Source organism: Chryseobacterium sp. DT-167, assembly GCF_058310155.1.
Genome location: NZ_JBZEEQ010000007.1, coordinates 145044 through 162403 on the forward strand (window position 1 = coordinate 145044; position 17360 = coordinate 162403).

11 protein-coding genes are annotated in these 17360 nt (G+C 38.0%); 1 reads left to right on the forward strand and 10 read right to left on the reverse strand.

Going from position 1 to position 17360, the window contains the following annotated elements:
* Positions 1-188: 188 nt before the first annotated feature.
* The 3 genes from AC4FQ5_RS11255 to AC4FQ5_RS11265 are packed head-to-tail and all read right to left on the reverse strand — an operon-like array spanning position 189 to position 5993.
* A complete protein-coding gene (locus AC4FQ5_RS11255; protein WP_491143331.1) occupies positions 189-1643 on the reverse strand; it encodes an MFS transporter in 1455 nt (484 codons plus the stop codon).
* Positions 1644-1676: 33 nt separating this feature from the next.
* On the reverse strand, positions 1677-3590 hold the full coding sequence (locus AC4FQ5_RS11260; protein WP_491143333.1) for a sialate O-acetylesterase: 1914 nt from the start codon (positions 3588-3590) through the stop codon (positions 1677-1679).
* 27 nt (positions 3591-3617) lie between these two features.
* Positions 3618-5993 carry a beta-L-arabinofuranosidase domain-containing protein gene (locus AC4FQ5_RS11265; protein ID WP_491143335.1) on the reverse strand — a complete coding sequence of 792 codons (2376 nt, stop codon included), beginning with the start codon at positions 5991-5993 and terminating at the stop codon, positions 3618-3620.
* A 525-nt stretch (positions 5994-6518) separates the two neighbouring features.
* On the opposite strand from AC4FQ5_RS11265, the gene AC4FQ5_RS11270 reads away from it, so the two are divergent.
* Positions 6519-7196, forward strand: coding sequence for an NUDIX hydrolase (locus AC4FQ5_RS11270; protein WP_491143337.1), 678 nt, complete (start codon positions 6519-6521; stop codon positions 7194-7196).
* 2 nt (positions 7197-7198) lie between these two features.
* On the opposite strand, the gene AC4FQ5_RS11275 is transcribed toward AC4FQ5_RS11270, so the two are convergent.
* From AC4FQ5_RS11275 to AC4FQ5_RS11305, 7 genes are all read right to left on the reverse strand, one after another.
* A complete protein-coding gene (locus tag AC4FQ5_RS11275) occupies positions 7199-9106 on the reverse strand; it encodes a DUF294 nucleotidyltransferase-like domain-containing protein (protein WP_491143339.1) in 1908 nt (635 codons plus the stop codon).
* Between the two features lie 112 nt (positions 9107-9218).
* Positions 9219-9863: a 3'-5' exonuclease gene (locus AC4FQ5_RS11280; RefSeq protein ID WP_491143341.1), complete on the reverse strand. Its 645-nt coding sequence runs from the start codon at positions 9861-9863 to the stop codon at positions 9219-9221.
* Between the two features lie 87 nt (positions 9864-9950).
* Positions 9951-11678, reverse strand: a complete 1728-nt coding sequence (locus AC4FQ5_RS11285) for a sodium:solute symporter family transporter (protein WP_491143343.1) — start codon at positions 11676-11678, stop codon at positions 9951-9953.
* A 3-nt stretch (positions 11679-11681) separates the two neighbouring features.
* Positions 11682-12839 carry an aldose epimerase family protein gene (locus AC4FQ5_RS11290; protein WP_491143344.1) on the reverse strand — a complete coding sequence of 386 codons (1158 nt, stop codon included), beginning with the start codon at positions 12837-12839 and terminating at the stop codon, positions 11682-11684.
* Between the two features lie 21 nt (positions 12840-12860).
* The gene (araA, locus tag AC4FQ5_RS11295; protein WP_491143346.1) at positions 12861-14357 is read right to left on the reverse strand and encodes an L-arabinose isomerase; all 1497 of its coding nucleotides are present in this window, start codon (positions 14355-14357) and stop codon (positions 12861-12863) included.
* Between the two features lie 151 nt (positions 14358-14508).
* Positions 14509-15207: an L-ribulose-5-phosphate 4-epimerase gene (locus AC4FQ5_RS11300; protein ID WP_491143348.1), complete on the reverse strand. Its 699-nt coding sequence runs from the start codon at positions 15205-15207 to the stop codon at positions 14509-14511.
* A gap of 403 nt (positions 15208-15610) precedes the next feature.
* Positions 15611-17308, reverse strand: coding sequence for a ribulokinase (locus AC4FQ5_RS11305; protein WP_491143350.1), 1698 nt, complete (start codon positions 17306-17308; stop codon positions 15611-15613).
* Positions 17309-17360: the final 52 nt, after the last annotated feature.

Sequence of the window (17360 nt, forward strand, 5' to 3'; positions counted from 1 at the left end):
TGATCTTTTATTGAGCGGGCAAATTGATTTTCAATCAGCCTTGTCAAGGTTTTGAACCTTGACAAGGCTTTTTTAACACGCCGAATCACTCGCAGCCCGGCTTGAACGGAGCTCTTTTTGTGGAGCGAAGCGGAACAAAAAAGCGGGAGTGGAAGACGGAAAAGCTGCCCAAATTTTTTATTTTATCTTTAATTTTTCGCTTTTCTTCTTTCTTTTAGGTCGTGCTCGATTTCGATTTCCTTTTTCTTGTTGATTTCGTAGAACATCAGCAATCCACAAGCTAAAAAGAAAGGAATGGATGGAAATACGCTGACCAGCATTTTGGCTCCAGCTGAAACACTTGCCGGCTGAACAACGCTCATTGCACCTTCTGATGAAATGTATCCATATTTTCCGATAATTAATGCAACCAGCGAACTTCCGATGCTTAAACCAACCTTTAAGCCGACCATCATTGCTGAGAAAATAATTGCTGTCGCTCGTCTATTGTTTTTCCATTCTGAATAATCTGCAACATCCGCAATCATTGCCCAAAGTAATGGTGTCCCGATTCCATAAAAGAAACCGTGTAGAATCTGGGATAAGAACATTAATCCAACAGATTTTGGCGGGTAAAATATAAATGCTAAGACAAATAATGTTGAAATAAAAAGTGAAGCGATAAATGCATCTCTTTTGCCATATTTATCTGCAAACTTTTTTGAGAAAGTGATTCCAACAATCATCATAATGATTCCACCTGCATTGAATAATCCGAAACCTGCTGAACGAGGGTCTTCTCCGAAGAAATTCATCCCAATGGAATTGAAAAAATCGGTAATCGGCGATATAAATTGCTGCAGTGAAGCTTCATCGACATAATTGTTGAAATAATATACATACGAACCGCCTTTCATTGCCAATGTAATGAAAATCAATGCAGTAACGGTTAACATAATAATCCACGGCTTGTTTTTCTTTAAATCTTTTAAGTCCGCGCTTAAAGTAGATTCCTGCTCCGGTTTTGGAATGACTCTTTCTTTGGTCGTGAGAAAAGTGATGAGTAACATTACCGTTCCGATAATTGCCAGCCAAGTCATTACCACCTCGATTCCGGCTGCTTTGTCACCATGTCCAGCCGACAAAATAATCGGAAGCATAAATACCTGAACGAAGAACTGCGCAAACATCACAGCCACAAAACGGTAAGACGAAATACTGTTTCTTTCACTCATATCGCCTGTGATAACGCCACTTAATGCTGCGTAAGGTAAATTATTGGCTGCGTAAAGTAATAGTAAAACAGAATAAGTAATTGCTGCATAAATCATTTTTCCTTTATAAGAAAAATCAGGTGTGCTGAATGCAAAAAGTGCCGCAGCACCCAATGGAATTGCCGTTAATAAAATCCAAGGACGGAATTTCCCCCATTTTGTACGGGTTCTGTCTGCTAAAGCTCCAATCAACGGGTTGAAGACAAAACCAGCCAATAAACCAACCGTAAGCGTAATGATGGATGCATCTTCCGGTTTTAATCCGTAAATATCTGTGTAAAAATAAGCTAAATACGTCACTAAAGTCTGGAAAACCAGATTGGCGGCTAAATCTCCTAAACTGTAGCCGATTTTCTCAACGACAGATATTTTTTGAGATGAGTTGTTCATTTTAATAATTTATAATTGATAAATGATAATTGATTATTCTGTCGTAAATGGTGACGCGGGAAGTCCGGTCTTGTTTTTCAGATTCCCATCGGGATTGTCTGCCCAATCGTATCTTACTGAAATGGGATTTGAAACGGTGTCGTTCCAGACAATGATTTTGTTGCTCTCGATTTTGGCTTTTGCCCATTCATATTTTCCATCTTTTCCTTTGATAGTGAATCCTTTCAGTTCTGAAACCGGTGCAAAATCATCAGTTCCATTTTTAAAGGAAAGAATGATTTTATTTCCTTCGATTTTCATCGACTGATAAACTGGTCCGTCTGCGATGATATTTTTCTTGTCAGCAACTTTAAGCGCCTGTAAAGCTAATCTGTCGCCAACCGATTTTTTGTTCAGAGGATGAATATCGTTCCACTCTCCTATATCGATAATTACGGCAAGTCCGGTGTTCGGAACTTTCAACGAAACCTGACGTTGCTGGTCTCTCAGCTCTGCCCAATTGCTTTCCACAGGCTGCGCTTTTGATTCCATAAAATTCGCCAGTTGAACGGTGAAGAAAGGCAAATCTTTCTGGTTCCATTTGTTTCGCCAATCGGTAATCATTGTGGTCAGCAGATCACCGTATTCTTTCGGTTTCCCGGTGTTGCTTTCGCCTTGATACCAAATGGCACCTTTGATATTATAATTAATAAGCGGATTAATCATTGCGTTATACAATCCGGTCGGTTTCCAACGGATGAAAGTAGTTCCGGGAGCCATTTTTTCCATTTTAGCGCCGATTTTATATTTCCATTCGGATTTTAAATCTATTTTCTGTCCGTCGATTTCTAAGTAATAAGGCTTGTCAGCAATGAACTGTCCTTTTCCGCTTCCATTGGAGATTCTCACAGCAATCACATTTTTCCCTTCTTTTAAAATGCCTGCCGGAATTTCGTACCAACGGGGAGGATATTCATAAGTTACATTGCCTACTTTCGTTCCGTTGATGTAGGTAACATCGGCATCTTTTATTCTTCCTAAATTTAAAAAAGCGACTTTTCCTGCCTGATTTTTAGTTAAATTAATTTCTTTTCTGAACCAAACTGAACCTTCGAAAGAACCTTCCTTATCCTCCCAAGAACCGGGAATATTCATTGTTTTCCAGTCAGAATCGTTTAGGTCAAAATTTTCCCAATGTTGGTTTAATCCGATATCACTTTGGTCGAGTTCCGAGTACCAAGCTTTGCTTAATGCCTGTTCGCCAGATTCTGTAGATTTTATCAAATCATCATTTCGCCATTTTTTGGCTTCGTCAAGATATTCGGGATATTTTTTCAGAGAATTTTCATCCATCCACGCCTGAATCGGAGAACCACCCAAACTTGCGTGGATAATTCCAACGGCCACTTTATTTTTCTGACTTAATTCTTTAGCGAAAAAATAAGCAACTCCCGAAAAATTAAGAATCGTTTGTGGATTTGTCGCTTCCCATTTTCCGCCATCAAGCTCGGTCTGAGGTGATTTAAAATTATATTTTTGAGGAACAGTGAAAAATCTGATATTTTGGTTATTCGCATTTTTGATTTCATCGGCATAAAGCGGAGTCAGTCTGCGCATTGGCAACTCCATATTCGATTGCCCGGAAGCGAGCCAGACGTCTCCGATAAGAATATCTTTCAGTGTAATCTCATTGATGGTCATCGTGTAAGGTCCGCCAGCTTTTTGTTCAGGAAGTGTGATTTTCCAGTTTCCGGTTTGGTCGGCATTGGTTTTGTAATTTTTGTTGAGGAATTTTACTTCCACTTTTTCTCCGGCATCAGCTTTTCCCCAAACATTCAGTTTTTGGTTACGCTGCAAAACCATTCCATCTGAAACCAAAGTTGGAAGCGTGATTTTTGCATCAATAAAGGAAATGCATAATGAGCCTACGAATAAAATTAATATTTTAAAAAAGATTCTGTTTTTCATAGCAAATTTGAATTCTGCAGTTTATTTTTAGTTTTTATCTGGCATTTGGGTCAGCAATCTTACTTCGATGATTTTCGGAGTCAGAGATTTTTCATTTGTATTGAATCTTACATTAAGAATTTCTTTCCTGCTTTCAGATTCAGGAATCGGGATTAATAAAGATTGTGGAGAACCGCCCGTTTTTCCTTCAAAATTTTTAGAAATAACCTTCATTCCATTGATTTCCGCATTCAAGGTACGATTGTTATTGGCATCGAAATAAAGAAGATAAAGGTATTTTGCATTTTTATCTTTGTTTCTCATCTGGTAGCTGAACCAGCCTTTTGCCTCACGGAAATGGCGGTCTTCCATATAACCAGTGTTGGAATCTTTGCTGTCGATGAAATGGTCTGATTCCGGCTGCTGCTCGCCCAACTGAATTTTATCTGAAGTGATATTGTCCAGTTTTCTGATTTCCTCTTCTTCTTTGGCTTTCTGTTTCTGAATCATTTCGATTTTATCCTGATTCGCCTGCGGAAAATAAATAATGTAGCGTTCTTCCTGAATCTTATAAAACGGAACCAATTCCAATCCGTTGCTGAACTTATCCTGAGGATACAAACCTTTTAATCTGAAGGTTAAATCTTTAATATTAACCGTTTCCAAATGGCTTAAAACAGAATCTGAACTTCCCAAAATAGTCGGAATTTCATTCAAAGGAATTTGTGGTCCGTGTGCAATATGTCCGCCTCTGCTATCATCGGCGAAAAGTCCGTCCTGATTTTCTTTTCCGCATTTCGCAGCCAAAACGATAGGTCCATATTTGAAGGCAAAATAATCTGAATGGTCAGGAAGCTGTTCTGCAGAAAGATGCATCGGCATCTTCATTTCGATAACATCTCCTTTTTTCCATTTTCTTTTGATGGTAAAATAACCTTCAACATCAATGGGAACGCTAATATTTTTATTATTTAATGAAATCGTAATTTCAGAAGCATTTGCCCATTCCGGAGCTCTTAATTTTAAATTTATATTTGATTTTGAAGCAACATCAAAAACTAATTTTGTCGATGGATTTTCAGGGAAATTATTTTCCTGTCTCAGAACCAATTTCTTTTCTGACCATTTTAAAACGGAAGGAATAAACAGATTCACGTACAAATCTTCATCAGAATAAGCATAGATCATTTCACCATATTTGGCGTGATTTTCCATTCCGGAACCTACGCAGCACCAAAAGCTGGTTTCCGGCTGGGAATAAACCCTGTAATGACCGGGACGCATCGGCGTGAAATAGACAAAACCACCTTTTTCGGGATTTTGCGTTGAAAGAATATGATTGTATAAAGCTCTTTCGTAATAATCTACGTAAGAGGATTTTGGATTGGTCGCGTACAATTCTTTGGAAAGTTTCAGCATATTATACGTATTGCAGGTTTCGGGACCTTCGATACTTTTAATCATTCCGCTGAAATCATTGATGGGATTAAAATGCTCGCTTACGCTGTTTCCTCCAATAATTGATGACCTTTTTTGTGTGACATTCATCCAGAAAAAATCTGTTGCATTGCTCCATTCTTTGTTATTTTCTAAATCTGCAATCCTCTTAAAACCAATCACTTTCGGAATCTGTGTGTTGGCGTGGATTCCTGTGAGTTTGTCTTCACCATTCAACAATGGGTTTAAAATTGCAAGATGTGAAAAACGATGGGCAAGCTTGAGATATTTTGGATTTTTTGTAATGTCATAAACATCGGCAAAAACTTCATTCAGACCGCCATGCTCACTGCGAAGCATTTCCTGAATCTGTTCATCGGAAAGTCCGGAAACTTCATCAGCCATCCAATCAGTGAGCTTTATCAGCATTTTTTTTGCTTTCTCACTATCGGCATACCAATAGGCATCTCGTAAACCCGAATATATTTTGTGAATATTATATAAAGGAACCCAGCGGTCATTCAGACCGAAAGTTGCAGCCCGGATATTTCCATCGGCAATTTCTTTCCAGATTTTTTTACCGTTCGGAACACCGGAAAGGTAGCCGTTTCCTGAAAGATTCTGGCAACGTTCCAGCTCATCAATCATATAATCCAGACGCTGCTTGACTTTTGGATCACCTGTGGAAGCATACATCAATGCCAAAGCTGAAACGTAATGACCGCCGATATGGCCATCAAGTCCGGTATTTTCCCAATTGGGATAGTTTTCTTTTTTAGGTTTCAGTCCCGCTTCTTTCAGATAAGGTGCAAGAAGTCGGTCTGCATCCATCGACAGAATATATTTTTCATCCGTCTGCATTGCTCTACTGAAAACACTTTCAGACAAATGAACCTTGTTGAGTGGAAAGTAGCTGACATTTTTCTTTACCTGCCCAAAAGCAAGCGAAGTAAAGCCTAAAAATAATATCAGTGATTTTTTGTTCATTAATAAATGTTATTTCTACATTTCTAAAATAAAAGAAAGTAACCAGATAGCAAACAATTTTCATCATTTAGAAATAAATCTTATTGAAAAAGCATTTTAGACAACGAAAAAAAGTTAAAAAAAGCTTTACCTTATCATAAAAAACAAGAATAGACAAACCATACAATATCAATTAAATAAATATAATTTAGTCATTATCAAAATAAACAGAGTGGGTTTACAAAAAACTATTAAAATTTATATTCATACTTATCGTATTTTAAATAATATGTTGCATAAATTCTTGACTTAAATCCAAAATAAAATTTTAACACAATTTTAACATTGCATTCATATAGGATTCATAGTAATTTTAACAAATAAATTGCAGAAAAGATGAAAACAATTCCCCAAAACACTTCCTGAAACAAGCAAATCATTAAAAATTTGGCGACGACAGAAAAATAAAGTGTTTAACATACATTTATTTATTTTTCATATTAAAATCTACTTTAAAACCTTTAACTTTGTATAAAATCATTTTTGATGGAAGAGAATTATCCTAAACATTTTGTCGCAGTAGACTGTATTATCTTCGGTTTTGATGGAGAAAATCTTAAAATTCTCTTGATTAAAAGAAATTTTGAACCCAATAAAGGAGATTGGTCATTGATGGGCGGATTTATCACTGAACAGGAAAGTTCTGACCAGGCGGCCAATCGTATTCTAAATGCGTTGACAGGTCTGGAAAACATCTATCTCGAACAATTGAATACCTACACTGCGGTTGACCGCGATCCCAGTGCCAGAATTATGTCGATATCGCATTATGCATTGATTAACATTCAGGATTCTATTCAAATCAATGAAAAATACAGCGCTAAATGGTTTGATTTAAAAGGTCATCCCGATTTGATTTTTGATCACAATGCAATGGTGAAAGATGCTGTCCTGAGACTGAGAAGAAGAGCAACCACAAGACCGATCGGCTTTGAGCTGTTACCTGAAAAATTCACAATGAAAGACCTTCAGAATCTTTACGAAGCTATTTTTGACGAAAAATACGACAAGCGTAATTTTACCAGTAAAATCAATGCATTGGATGTATTGGTAAATACTAACGAGAAAGATATGAGCTCTTCTAAAAAAGGTTCTTTTCTGTATACTTTTGATGAAGAAAAATATAATAAAAAAATCGCGGAGGGTTTTATGTTTAAAATTTAAGATTAGAAACTTCCGGTAAATTTCACTTTAATACCCAACTGAAAATTGGCAATCGTCTTGAAGATTTCGATTAAAGTTACTTGTTCTATTTTCGTCAGTTTGTTAATTTCGACATAATTATCAGGATGTTTTTTATCAATGTTGATTTGATTTGCCTGATTTTTTAAGCGAAGCGCCATCAAGTAATAATATGATTGATGCATTTCATTATACTGCTGCTGCGTGAAAATCCCGATTTCCGTCAGTTTTTTCATTCTTTCGCCTGTATTTTCCATTTCAAGATGATTTTTCAGTGCGTAGACACGAACCAAATCTACAATTGGAGACATCGCAGTTTTGATATCAAAAACTTCTGATTTCCCGATAGTCTGGGTTTTTATTCTTTTAAAAAAAGTCAAAGGCGGTTCATATTGAAGTGCATTTTTTGCAATATGTGCAAAGAAAATTTGATTGGGCGAAACGAGTTTTTCTTTAATGAAAGTTTTCAGTTCACGCACAATATTTTCATCACCATAAATAAAACGGAAATCAAAAAAAGTGGAGAATTTCATTGCATTTTCCGGCACAGATTCTTCAATCCATTGGGCATAATTTCTTTTCCAGTGAGAAAGAGAATGCGTCCATTTTGGATTGCTTGCCATAAAACTGCCTTTGCAGTATTCAAAACCAATCATATTGAGATCGTCTGAAACTTTTTTGGCAAAATCCAGAAAATATTCCCGCACCATTTCCCGGTGTTCGTTGGCTTTATCTTCGTAGATGATTCCGTTGTCCTGGTCGGTACTCAATGTCTGCTCTTTTCTTCCTTCGCTTCCTGTGACAATGAATGCGAATTTCGCAGGTGGTTTTCCTATTTCCTTTATGACTTTTTCTATCACTTTTCCGGTTATCGTATCGGCAATCGTGGTAATGACCTGACTGGCAATTTCGCCGTGCACGCCTCTTCCCAAAAGCTGATTGATGATATCCGGAACCTGATTCCATTTTTTACGGAGTTCTTCTGTATTTTCTGCCTGTTTTACTGATTGAATAAAAACCAGAGGACTCTGCGCCTGTTCACTCAGCAAACGGTTTCTGCTCAGAAAACCGACATATTCCTCCTTATTTTTAACTAAAAGATACCTTGATTTAGTTTTAAACATCATCAGAACGGCTTCATACAAATAGGCATCGCTGGAAATACTGACAATCGGATTATCCATCACTTCCGAAATGGCAATCTTTGAATCCAAACAACGTGCGATGACATTATCCCTTAAAGTAATATCTGTCGCATAACCAATAATCTCGTCACTCCCCGATTTTTTTATAAAAATACAGCTCACTTTATTGGCTGCCATCATTTTGGCTACTTCAAAAACAGGCGTATTTTCCCCACACGAAACGATACTTTTGTAGGTAATTCCTTCAATTTTCCTGGAATACAATTGGTCGGCCGCAAAATAACTTTCCTCGAAAGTGGCGGGTGTTTTTACAAAATGAGAAAACTCTTCATCCAGCATTTTTTTACCAAAATCTGAAGTGAAATAGTGGAAAAAATCTTCGTAGGCATTGCATAATTCGTAAAATTCCTTTCTGGGTAAGGTGTAAACCACGGTTCCTTTTTTGGCAATAGCAGATTTCAGCGCACGAACTCTGTTCAGAATAATGGAAATTCCGCCAAAACAATAAGGTTTATGATGTTTGGTAATTGCTCTTTTGTTTTCTGAAGCGTCGAAAAAGAAGGTTTCATATTCGCCGGATGCTATAATACTAACTCCTGTCATCTCCGTCACATCCTGACGATAAATCAGTGTGTCTTTAGAAAACTCAGTTTTAATCAATGTTTCAGAGATCTCGGCAAGAACTGTTTCAGGTAAAAGATGGAAAGGTTCTGTTATTTTTAATAGTGAAATGATTTTTTCTTCCATAATTTTATTTTTGCCACGGATGCACAAATTTTTAAACTAAAATCAGGTAAACTTTCCACCCAAAAGAAAGTATTAAAGATTTAATTCGTGTATTCGTGGTTATAATTAAAATTTATTTCAATTTATCTGTTAAAAATTTTAATTTACATTCAATTTCGTGATGGATTTTCTGAAATTCATCTTCTGAAATTTCTCCACGGGAAAGAATTTCAAAAAAACATTTTGCCGTCATTTCTGCATCAATCATCGCATCGTGAGAACGTTCCATTTTTTCATTAAAAAGAAATTCAAAAAGCTGATTCAAACGAAGATAAATAACTTTTGGATTCAAATTATAGTCTTTGCTTTTTAGCATTGTACAATAAAAATAACTTTGCTGAAAAGGATTTTCCAGACCTGCCCTGTAAAAATCACAGCTCAGCGTATCAATATCAAACTCAGTAAAATGTCCGATAATCAACGGTTGATATTTTTGAATATCCTTCGAAAGTTGTTCTAAAATCAATTTCCGGTTTTGTCCGTTTTTGCTTAAAAATTCTTTGGTAATTCCGTGTATTTTAAAAGATTTGGCACTAATTTTTAAATTGTCATCATCAATGTAACAATTTTCTCTTTTAATCTCGATACCGTTTTCATCATAAATAATCCACGAAACCTGAACTGCTGAAGGCCAATTTTCGGTGTCAGAGTAAGGTAAATCCCAGCGTTTTGGAATTCCCGTTGTTTCGGTGTCGATAAAAAGGAGATGTTTTTTCAAAACTTTATTTAAAATTACAAAATCATCAGAATATTTAACAAAAATAGGATGCCAATAATGACATCCTATTTTTAATTTATTTTAAAATTACCAGAATCTTACGTAAAGTGCGGTCAGTAAAAGAACCGTCACTACAATCATAACCAAAGTTCTGTTATCTACTTTAAACATTGTTGCATCTATTGCGAAAGCTTTCGGATTCACTTTCGGACCAGCCAAACTGATCATCACCATTACAGCAACTGTGATAAAGAATGACCATCCCATATTAATCAGGAACGGAATTTCTGTAATAGTATGAACAACTCCATTTTCTAATTTTTCATACGTGAAAGCGGTGTATAACCAAGTTTCTTTCCCGAAAATATCTACTGCAAAACTGTTGAAGAAAATCGCAAGTAAAAAACCAAGAAGAACGCCGACTAAAGCTGCAGTTCCCGTAGTTCTCTTCCAGAACATTCCCAAAAGGAACATCGCAAAAACGCCCGGACTGATAAATCCTGTATATTTCTGGATGAATGTAAAACCACCTTCTCCTCCGATTCCCAAAACATCGGTCCACGTAAATGCCAAAGCAACTGCCATTGCAATAATAATTGCCCAACGTCCTGTTCTTACCATCTCTATTTCGGTGGCATCTGCTTTCAAGTATTTTTTGTAAATATCCAAAGTGAAAATCGTGGAAATACTGTTTACTTTTCCTGCCAAAGATGCTACGATTGCTGCGGTAAGTGCTGCAACTGCAAGTCCTTTCAACCCGGTTGGTAAAAATCCTAAAATAGCTGAATATGCACCATCTTTTACCCCATTGAAACCAGGCAAATGCCCTTTTGTATATAAAACATAGGCTGCAATTCCCGGAAGCATTACGATAATCGGCATAAATAACTTCAGAAATCCTGCGAATAAAATTCCGGTTCTTGCCGTTTTTAAATCAGCTCCCAAAGCACGTTGCGTGATGTACTGGTTGCATCCCCAATAGTTTAAGTTTACAATCCACTGACCTGCAAAGTACATTGCCAATCCTGGTAAAACTACATATTTCTGAACACTCAGATTTTCCGGCATTGCCAAAGTTGTGGTAGTTGTCGTTGGCTTATCAAGCATTAATTTGAAATGTTGTGGTGCTTCATTCATTAATGTTTGGAAACCTGCAAAAGCATTTCCTACAGCCGCTCCGTTGATTCTCTGGTCAACGATTTGCAAAGCCATATAAACAGTTGCAAAACCACCGATAATCAAAACAGCTACCTGAATAACGTCGGTATATCCGATTACTTTCATTCCGCCCAAACCAATAAGCAAAGCCATTAGAAGCAATCCAATCATTATAATATGCAGATTATCTCCACCCAATAAAGTATCTATTGCCAATGCTCCTAAATAAAGAATCGAAGTCAGGTTTACAACAACGTATAAAAACAGCCAGAAAACCGCCATTATCAGTGAAACCGATTTGTTGTAACGGGTTTCCAGAAATTGCGGCATTGTATAAATCTTATTCTTGAGGTAAATAGGAATGAACCAAACAGCAATGATAATCAATGCAATTGCTGCAATCCACTCGTAAGCTGCAACGGCAATACCTACGAAAAAGCCTTCCCCACTCATCCCGATAAACTGTTCGGCCGAAATATTGGACGCAATCAAACTGGCACCAATCGCCCACCAAGTGAGTGAACCTTCTGCCAGGAAATAATCTTTACTGCCTGTAGCTGCTGACTTTTTTCTGTTGTAAATCCAGATTCCGTAACCGGCTACCACCACAAAATAAACAAGAAATATGATGATATCAATAGTTGCTAAGTTTCCCATAATTTATTTTTTAACTGAGAATTTATAAATCGTTTTAGTCTGATATTTTTGTCCCGGCTTCAGCTCTGTTGAAGGGAAAGAAGACTGATTCGGAGAATCCGGGAAATGTTGAGTTTCTAAGCAAAAACCTGTTCGGAATTCATTTTTCCCACCTGTTTTGGTATCGAATTTCCCGTCAAGGAAATTTCCGGAATAGAACTGAACGCCCGGTTCATCTGTCAGAACTTCCATCATTCTTCCTGATTCTGGATGATACACTTTGGCGATGCTTCTCATTCCGTTTCCGTTCAGAATCCAGTTGTGGTCGTAGCCTTTTCCTTTTTTCAATTGGTCATCATTTGCATTGATGTCTTTTCCGATTGGTTTTGAAACCGTGAAATCAAACGGACTTCCTTTTACTGCTTTCTGTTCTCCAGTAGGAATTAAAGTTTCATTCACTGGTGTGAATTTATCAGCATTTATCTGTAATTCGTGGTCAAGAATTGTTTTAGTGAAATTCCCTGAAAGATTAAAATAAGAATGTTGGGTAAGATTAACAACCGTTGCTTTATCCGTCGTTACTTCATAAGAAATCTCCAAAGCATTGTCGTCTGTCAAAGTATATAAAACAGTTGTCGACAGTTTTCCAGGATAACCTTCTTCGCCGTCTGCACTTGTGTAAGTCAGCTTCAAAGTTGGAAATTTTGCATCTTTTACAGGTTCAATATTCCAGAATTTGGTATGAAAACCCTCTTTTCCACCGTGAAGAGTGTTTGGTCCGTCATTTTTATCGATGTCGTAAGTTTTACCTTCCAAAGTGAATTTGGCATTGGCAATCCTGTTCCCGTAACGACCAATCAAAGCCCCGAAATAGTAAGGATTTCCGTTGAAATAATCTTCAGGTTTTGTAAAGCCTAAAACAACGTCTTCATATTTTCCGTTTTTGTCGGGTGCAGTTAATGAAGTGATAATTCCACCGAAATTGATGACTTCTACCTTCATTCCGTTCTTGTTGGTTAAAGTATATTTTTTAATGGAATCGCCTTTCGCTGTCACTCCGTAATCTGAAACCTGTATGTTTTCCATTTGTTCTGAATCCGTTTTTTGATGAGTTTCTTTTTTATTGCAGCCGAAAATACATAAAAGTGCAATAATAATCAGATTATAACTTATTTTTTTCATAGTTTGAATGATTTTGCAAGTTTAACGATAATAAATTTCATTCCAGCGAAGGGTATTCTTAAAATCACGGATTTTTGTGTCTCCATCAATAACCAATGATTCAATTCCCGCAATTTCTGCAAAATCTTCCAATTGTTCCGCACTGATGTTTTCGCTGTAACAAGTGTGATGCGCTCCGCCAGCCAAAATCCAGGCTTCTGCAGCAGTGAACAAATCCGGAAGCGGCTTCCAAAGAACTCTTGCCACAGGAAGTTTTGGTAATTCTTCGGTGATTTCCAATGCTTTTGTTTTGTTGATTAACAGTCTGAAATGATTTCCGAAATCCATCAGAGCAGCATTCAGCGAATCGATATTTCCTCTTGAATTGAAAACCAAACGAACCGGATCAGCTTTTCCACCAATTCCCAACGGATGAATTTCACAAGATGGTTTGTCAACCGCTAGAACAGGGTCAACTTCCAGCATATGAGAACCTAGAACCGAAGGATTTGAAGGATTTAGATGATAAGTATAATCTTCCATAAAGGCATTTCCGCCCTCAAGACCTTGTCCCATCGTTTTCATTGCACGAACGAGTGCAGCGGTTTTCCAGTCGCCTTCTCCTGCAAATCCGTACCCTTTTTCCATTAACCTCTGAACGGCAATTCCCGGAAGTTGTTCCAAACCGTGAAGGTCTTCAAAAGTATCTGAGAAACCTTTGAAATTTCCGTCTTTCAGGAATTTTTCTAAACCTAATTCTATTCTTGCTGCTGCTTCAAGAGATTTTCTGTTGCTTCCGCCTGAAAGAAGAGATTCTGCCATTTTGTAAGACGCTTCATATTCTTCCATTAAATTTTTGATTTCGCCATCGCCAATAGAATTGACCACGCTCACCAAATCCCCAATTCCCCAAGTGTTTACTGAAAATCCAAACTTAGTTTCCGCTTCTACCTTGTCGCCATCCGTAACTGCGACGTATCTCATATTATCTCCGAAACGAGCGAATTTAGCACCTTGCCAATCATCCCAACCTGCTGCAACACGGATCCAGTCTCCGATTTGTTTCTGAACTCTTTCATCAGCCCAATGTCCGACAACCACTTTTCTGTTTTTACGAAGTCTGCTTACCATAAATCCAAATTCACGGTCACCGTGAGCTGCCTGATTTAGGTTCATAAAATCCATATCCATCGTAGCCCACGGAATATCCTGATTGAACTGTGTGTGCAAATGTAGCATTGGTTTTTGCAAAGCGGTTAGTCCGCGAATCCACATTTTTGCAGGTGAAAAAGTGTGCATCCAGGTTACGATACCAATACAGTCTTTGGCAAAATTGGCGGCTGTAAGCGTTTCAAAAATTTCTTCCGTAGTTTTTACCGTTGGTTTCAGAACAACTTTTACCGGAATTGATGAAGAAATATTAAGTGCTTCAACAATTTTCTGTGAATGTTCTGCAACCTGCGCTAATGTTTCAGGTCCGTATAAATGCTGACTTCCGGTGATAAACCAGATTTCTTTTGTATTGAGAGGTGTTAACATATTTTTAGTTGATGGTTGTTTGTTGATGGTTGATGGTTTTTTACTTTTGCGTTGTCATTCCGAGGGACGAGGAATCTCTATTGATTATATTTAATTAAGATTCTTCACTACACTACGTTTCGTTCAGAATGACAGACCTTATTTAATTCTTTTATTGTCCGTAATAGGCGTTTTTGCCGTGTTTTCGTTCGTAATGTTTTTTGATGAGCGAATCTTTCAGTCGTGGTGCATCCGGGTTGATTTGTCTTGTGCGATACGCCATTTCTGCGATGGTTTCCAGAACTTTGCTGTTGTAAACGGCTTTATCGGCATTTTTTCCCCAAGTGAACGGTCCGTGATTTCCGATGAGTACCATTTCCACTTCTTCGTAAGACAGTTCTTTTTCTTTGAAACAGTCTAAAATCTGGATTCCGGTGTTGTATTCGTAGTTTCCTTCGATTAAATCATCCCGCATCGGTGGAGCACACGGAATATCCGAAGTCAGATGGTCGGCGTGTGTGGTTCCGAAAATCGGAATGTCCATCTGAGCCTGAGCCCAAGCTACCGAATAGATCGCGTGAGTATGAGAAATTCCGCCAATATTTTCCCAGTTTTTATAAAGGTAAGCGTGGGTTTTGGTGTCAGAAGACGGTCTTAAATTTCCTTCGACTACGTTAGCATCGTAATCTAAAATCACAATGTCTTCCGGTTTTAAAAGTTCGTAGGGAACGCCGCTTGGTTTGATGGCAAAAATTCCTTTTTCACGGTCAACCGCACTTACGTTTCCGAATGTGTAAACTACAAGCTTCAAGGCATCCAACTGCATATTGGCTTCGTAACATTCTCTCTGGAGTTCTTTATAGATGCTCATTTCATTATATTTTTTAACGCAAAAGGAGCGCAAAGTTTTTATTTATTTTTTAAAGTTTCTTTTGTCATTCCGTAGGAATCTAAGCGGTCTAGATTCCTACGGAATGACAAACTTTTTGGTTATAACCTTCTCTTGTTTTTATGCTCAGTCTGCAGCCCGGCTTGAGCGGAAATCCTTTTTTGTGTTGGCAAAAGCGTTGGCAAAAAAAGATTGGGAGCGGAAGACGGATAAAGCTGCCATAAAAAATTTTAGTTGTTAGTTTTTGGTTGATGGTTGTTGGTTTTAATTATATAATCTTTTAACAGGTCGCCTCTACGAGGCTTGGTGTGTATGGACAATTATATTTGGCTATTAACAGTGCGCTCCTACGGAGCTATCAAATCCTGGTTAAAATTTCTATCAACTATAAACTATCAACAATCAACTTCTTTTTTGATTTGACATTATTTTCTGTGAAGTCGGCTAGAATTTGATATTGACTCATTAATTCTGCATATTTTTCTACGTGTTCTGCCTGCGGGAAGTATTCGGCTTCGAAATCGGAACCCATTTTCTGACTTGCTTCCTGAACATTCGGATAAATTCCGGCTGAAACTGCGGCATAAACCGCTGCTCCTAAAGCCGGAGCCTGGTCTGACGCTGCCACCACAATCGGCATATTCAGGACATTTGCCAAAGTCTGCATAATGAAAGGTGATTTTCTGGCAACGCCGCCGATTCCAATGACCTTTTCGATTTTCACGCCTTCTTCTTCGAAACGGTCAACAATTTTCTTGGAACCGAAACAAATAGCATTCACCAATGCTTTGAAAATGTGTGGTGCTTTCGTTCCGAGTGACAGGTTGCTGATAGCAGCTTTCAGCTCTTGATTCGCATCGGGCGTTCTTCGTCCGTTAATCCAATCCAAAGCAATAGGAACGGCTTCGGAAAGAGGAATTTTTTCTGCCTCTAAAGTAAGATTTCGGATAAGATTGTTTTCTATTTCTTCCTTTAATTGTTGTTTTTGACTTTCATCGATGACGTTAGAATTCATCAGAATATTTTGAGTTGGCCACATCAGAATGTCTTTGTACCAGGCCAACAAATCACCAAACGCCGACTGACCCGCCTCCAGACCAATCAATCCCGGAATGACAGAACCATCTACCTGTCCGCAGATTCCTTTGACGGTCTTGTCTCCGATAATATCGTTGGGTGCAACCATAATATCGCAGGTAGAAGTTCCCATAATTCGGATGAGCGTGTTCTCCTCCACTTTTGCACCGACTGCTCCGGAATGTGCGTCAAAAGTTCCTACGGCAATCACAGTATTGGTTGTTAATCCCAGTTTTGCTGCCCATTCTTGATTTAAATTTCCTGCAACCTCATCGGAAGTGTAAGTTTTATCGTACAACCTGTCACGAAGTTCAGCTAATGACGGATCTAACTGACCAAGGAAATCCTTAGACGGCAATCCGTCCCACGATTCGTGCCACATTGCTTTGTGACCTGCGGCGCAACGGCTTCTTTTAAATGTCGTTAAATCCTGATTATCGGAAAGTAGAAACGTGATATAATCGCAATGCTCCATCCAGCTGTACGCCGCATTTTTTACATTTTCATCAACTCTGTTGATGTGAAGAATTTTTGCCCAAAACCATTCGGAAGAATAGATTCCGCCTTCAAATTTGGTGTAATCTTCACCGCCCCAATTTCTCGCTAAATGGTTGATTTCCTCCGCTTCATCAATTGATGTATGGTCTTTCCACAAAACCATCATTACATTGGGGTTTTGTTCGAAACCAGGTGTTAAAGCTAATGCAATTCCCTCTTTGGTTACCGGAAGTGGTGATGAACCTGTGGTATCGATGCAGATGCTGACAATACTTTCAGGAGCTACTCCACTTTCTTTGACAACATCGGAAATGGTTTTTTCCAAGCCTTCGATATGGTCAAGCGGATGCTGACGGAATTGATTTTGTTCCGGCTGACAGAATTTTCCTTCTTTCCATCTTTGGTAATAGCTCACGGATGTGGCGAGTTCGGCTCCGTTTTCTGTATCAATCAGGACTGCACGAACGGAATCTGTTCCATAATCTAATCCGATAACATATTTCTTCATTGTTGCGATGAATTAAATTTTATTAATTTTTATTTTGGTAGACCCTTCGACA

What these genes read in the sequence shown, in the direction of transcription:
- AC4FQ5_RS11255 (WP_491143331.1), bottom strand. Translation starts at nt 1,643, where the DNA reads ATGAACAACTCATCTCAAAAAATATCTGTCGTTGAGAAAATCGGCTAC.
- AC4FQ5_RS11260 (WP_491143333.1), bottom strand. Translation starts at nt 3,590, where the DNA reads ATGAAAAACAGAATCTTTTTTAAAATATTAATTTTATTCGTAGGCTCA.
- AC4FQ5_RS11265 (WP_491143335.1), bottom strand. Translation starts at nt 5,993, where the DNA reads ATGAACAAAAAATCACTGATATTATTTTTAGGCTTTACTTCGCTTGCT.
- AC4FQ5_RS11270 (WP_491143337.1), top strand. Translation starts at nt 6,519, where the DNA reads ATGGAAGAGAATTATCCTAAACATTTTGTCGCAGTAGACTGTATTATC.
- AC4FQ5_RS11275 (WP_491143339.1), bottom strand. Translation starts at nt 9,106, where the DNA reads ATGGAAGAAAAAATCATTTCACTATTAAAAATAACAGAACCTTTCCAT.
- AC4FQ5_RS11285 (WP_491143343.1), bottom strand. Translation starts at nt 11,678, where the DNA reads ATGGGAAACTTAGCAACTATTGATATCATCATATTTCTTGTTTATTTT.
- AC4FQ5_RS11290 (WP_491143344.1), bottom strand. Translation starts at nt 12,839, where the DNA reads ATGAAAAAAATAAGTTATAATCTGATTATTATTGCACTTTTATGTATT.
- araA (WP_491143346.1), bottom strand. Translation starts at nt 14,357, where the DNA reads ATGTTAACACCTCTCAATACAAAAGAAATCTGGTTTATCACCGGAAGT.
- AC4FQ5_RS11300 (WP_491143348.1), bottom strand. Translation starts at nt 15,207, where the DNA reads ATGAGCATCTATAAAGAACTCCAGAGAGAATGTTACGAAGCCAATATG.
- AC4FQ5_RS11305 (WP_491143350.1), bottom strand. Translation starts at nt 17,308, where the DNA reads ATGAAGAAATATGTTATCGGATTAGATTATGGAACAGATTCCGTTCGT.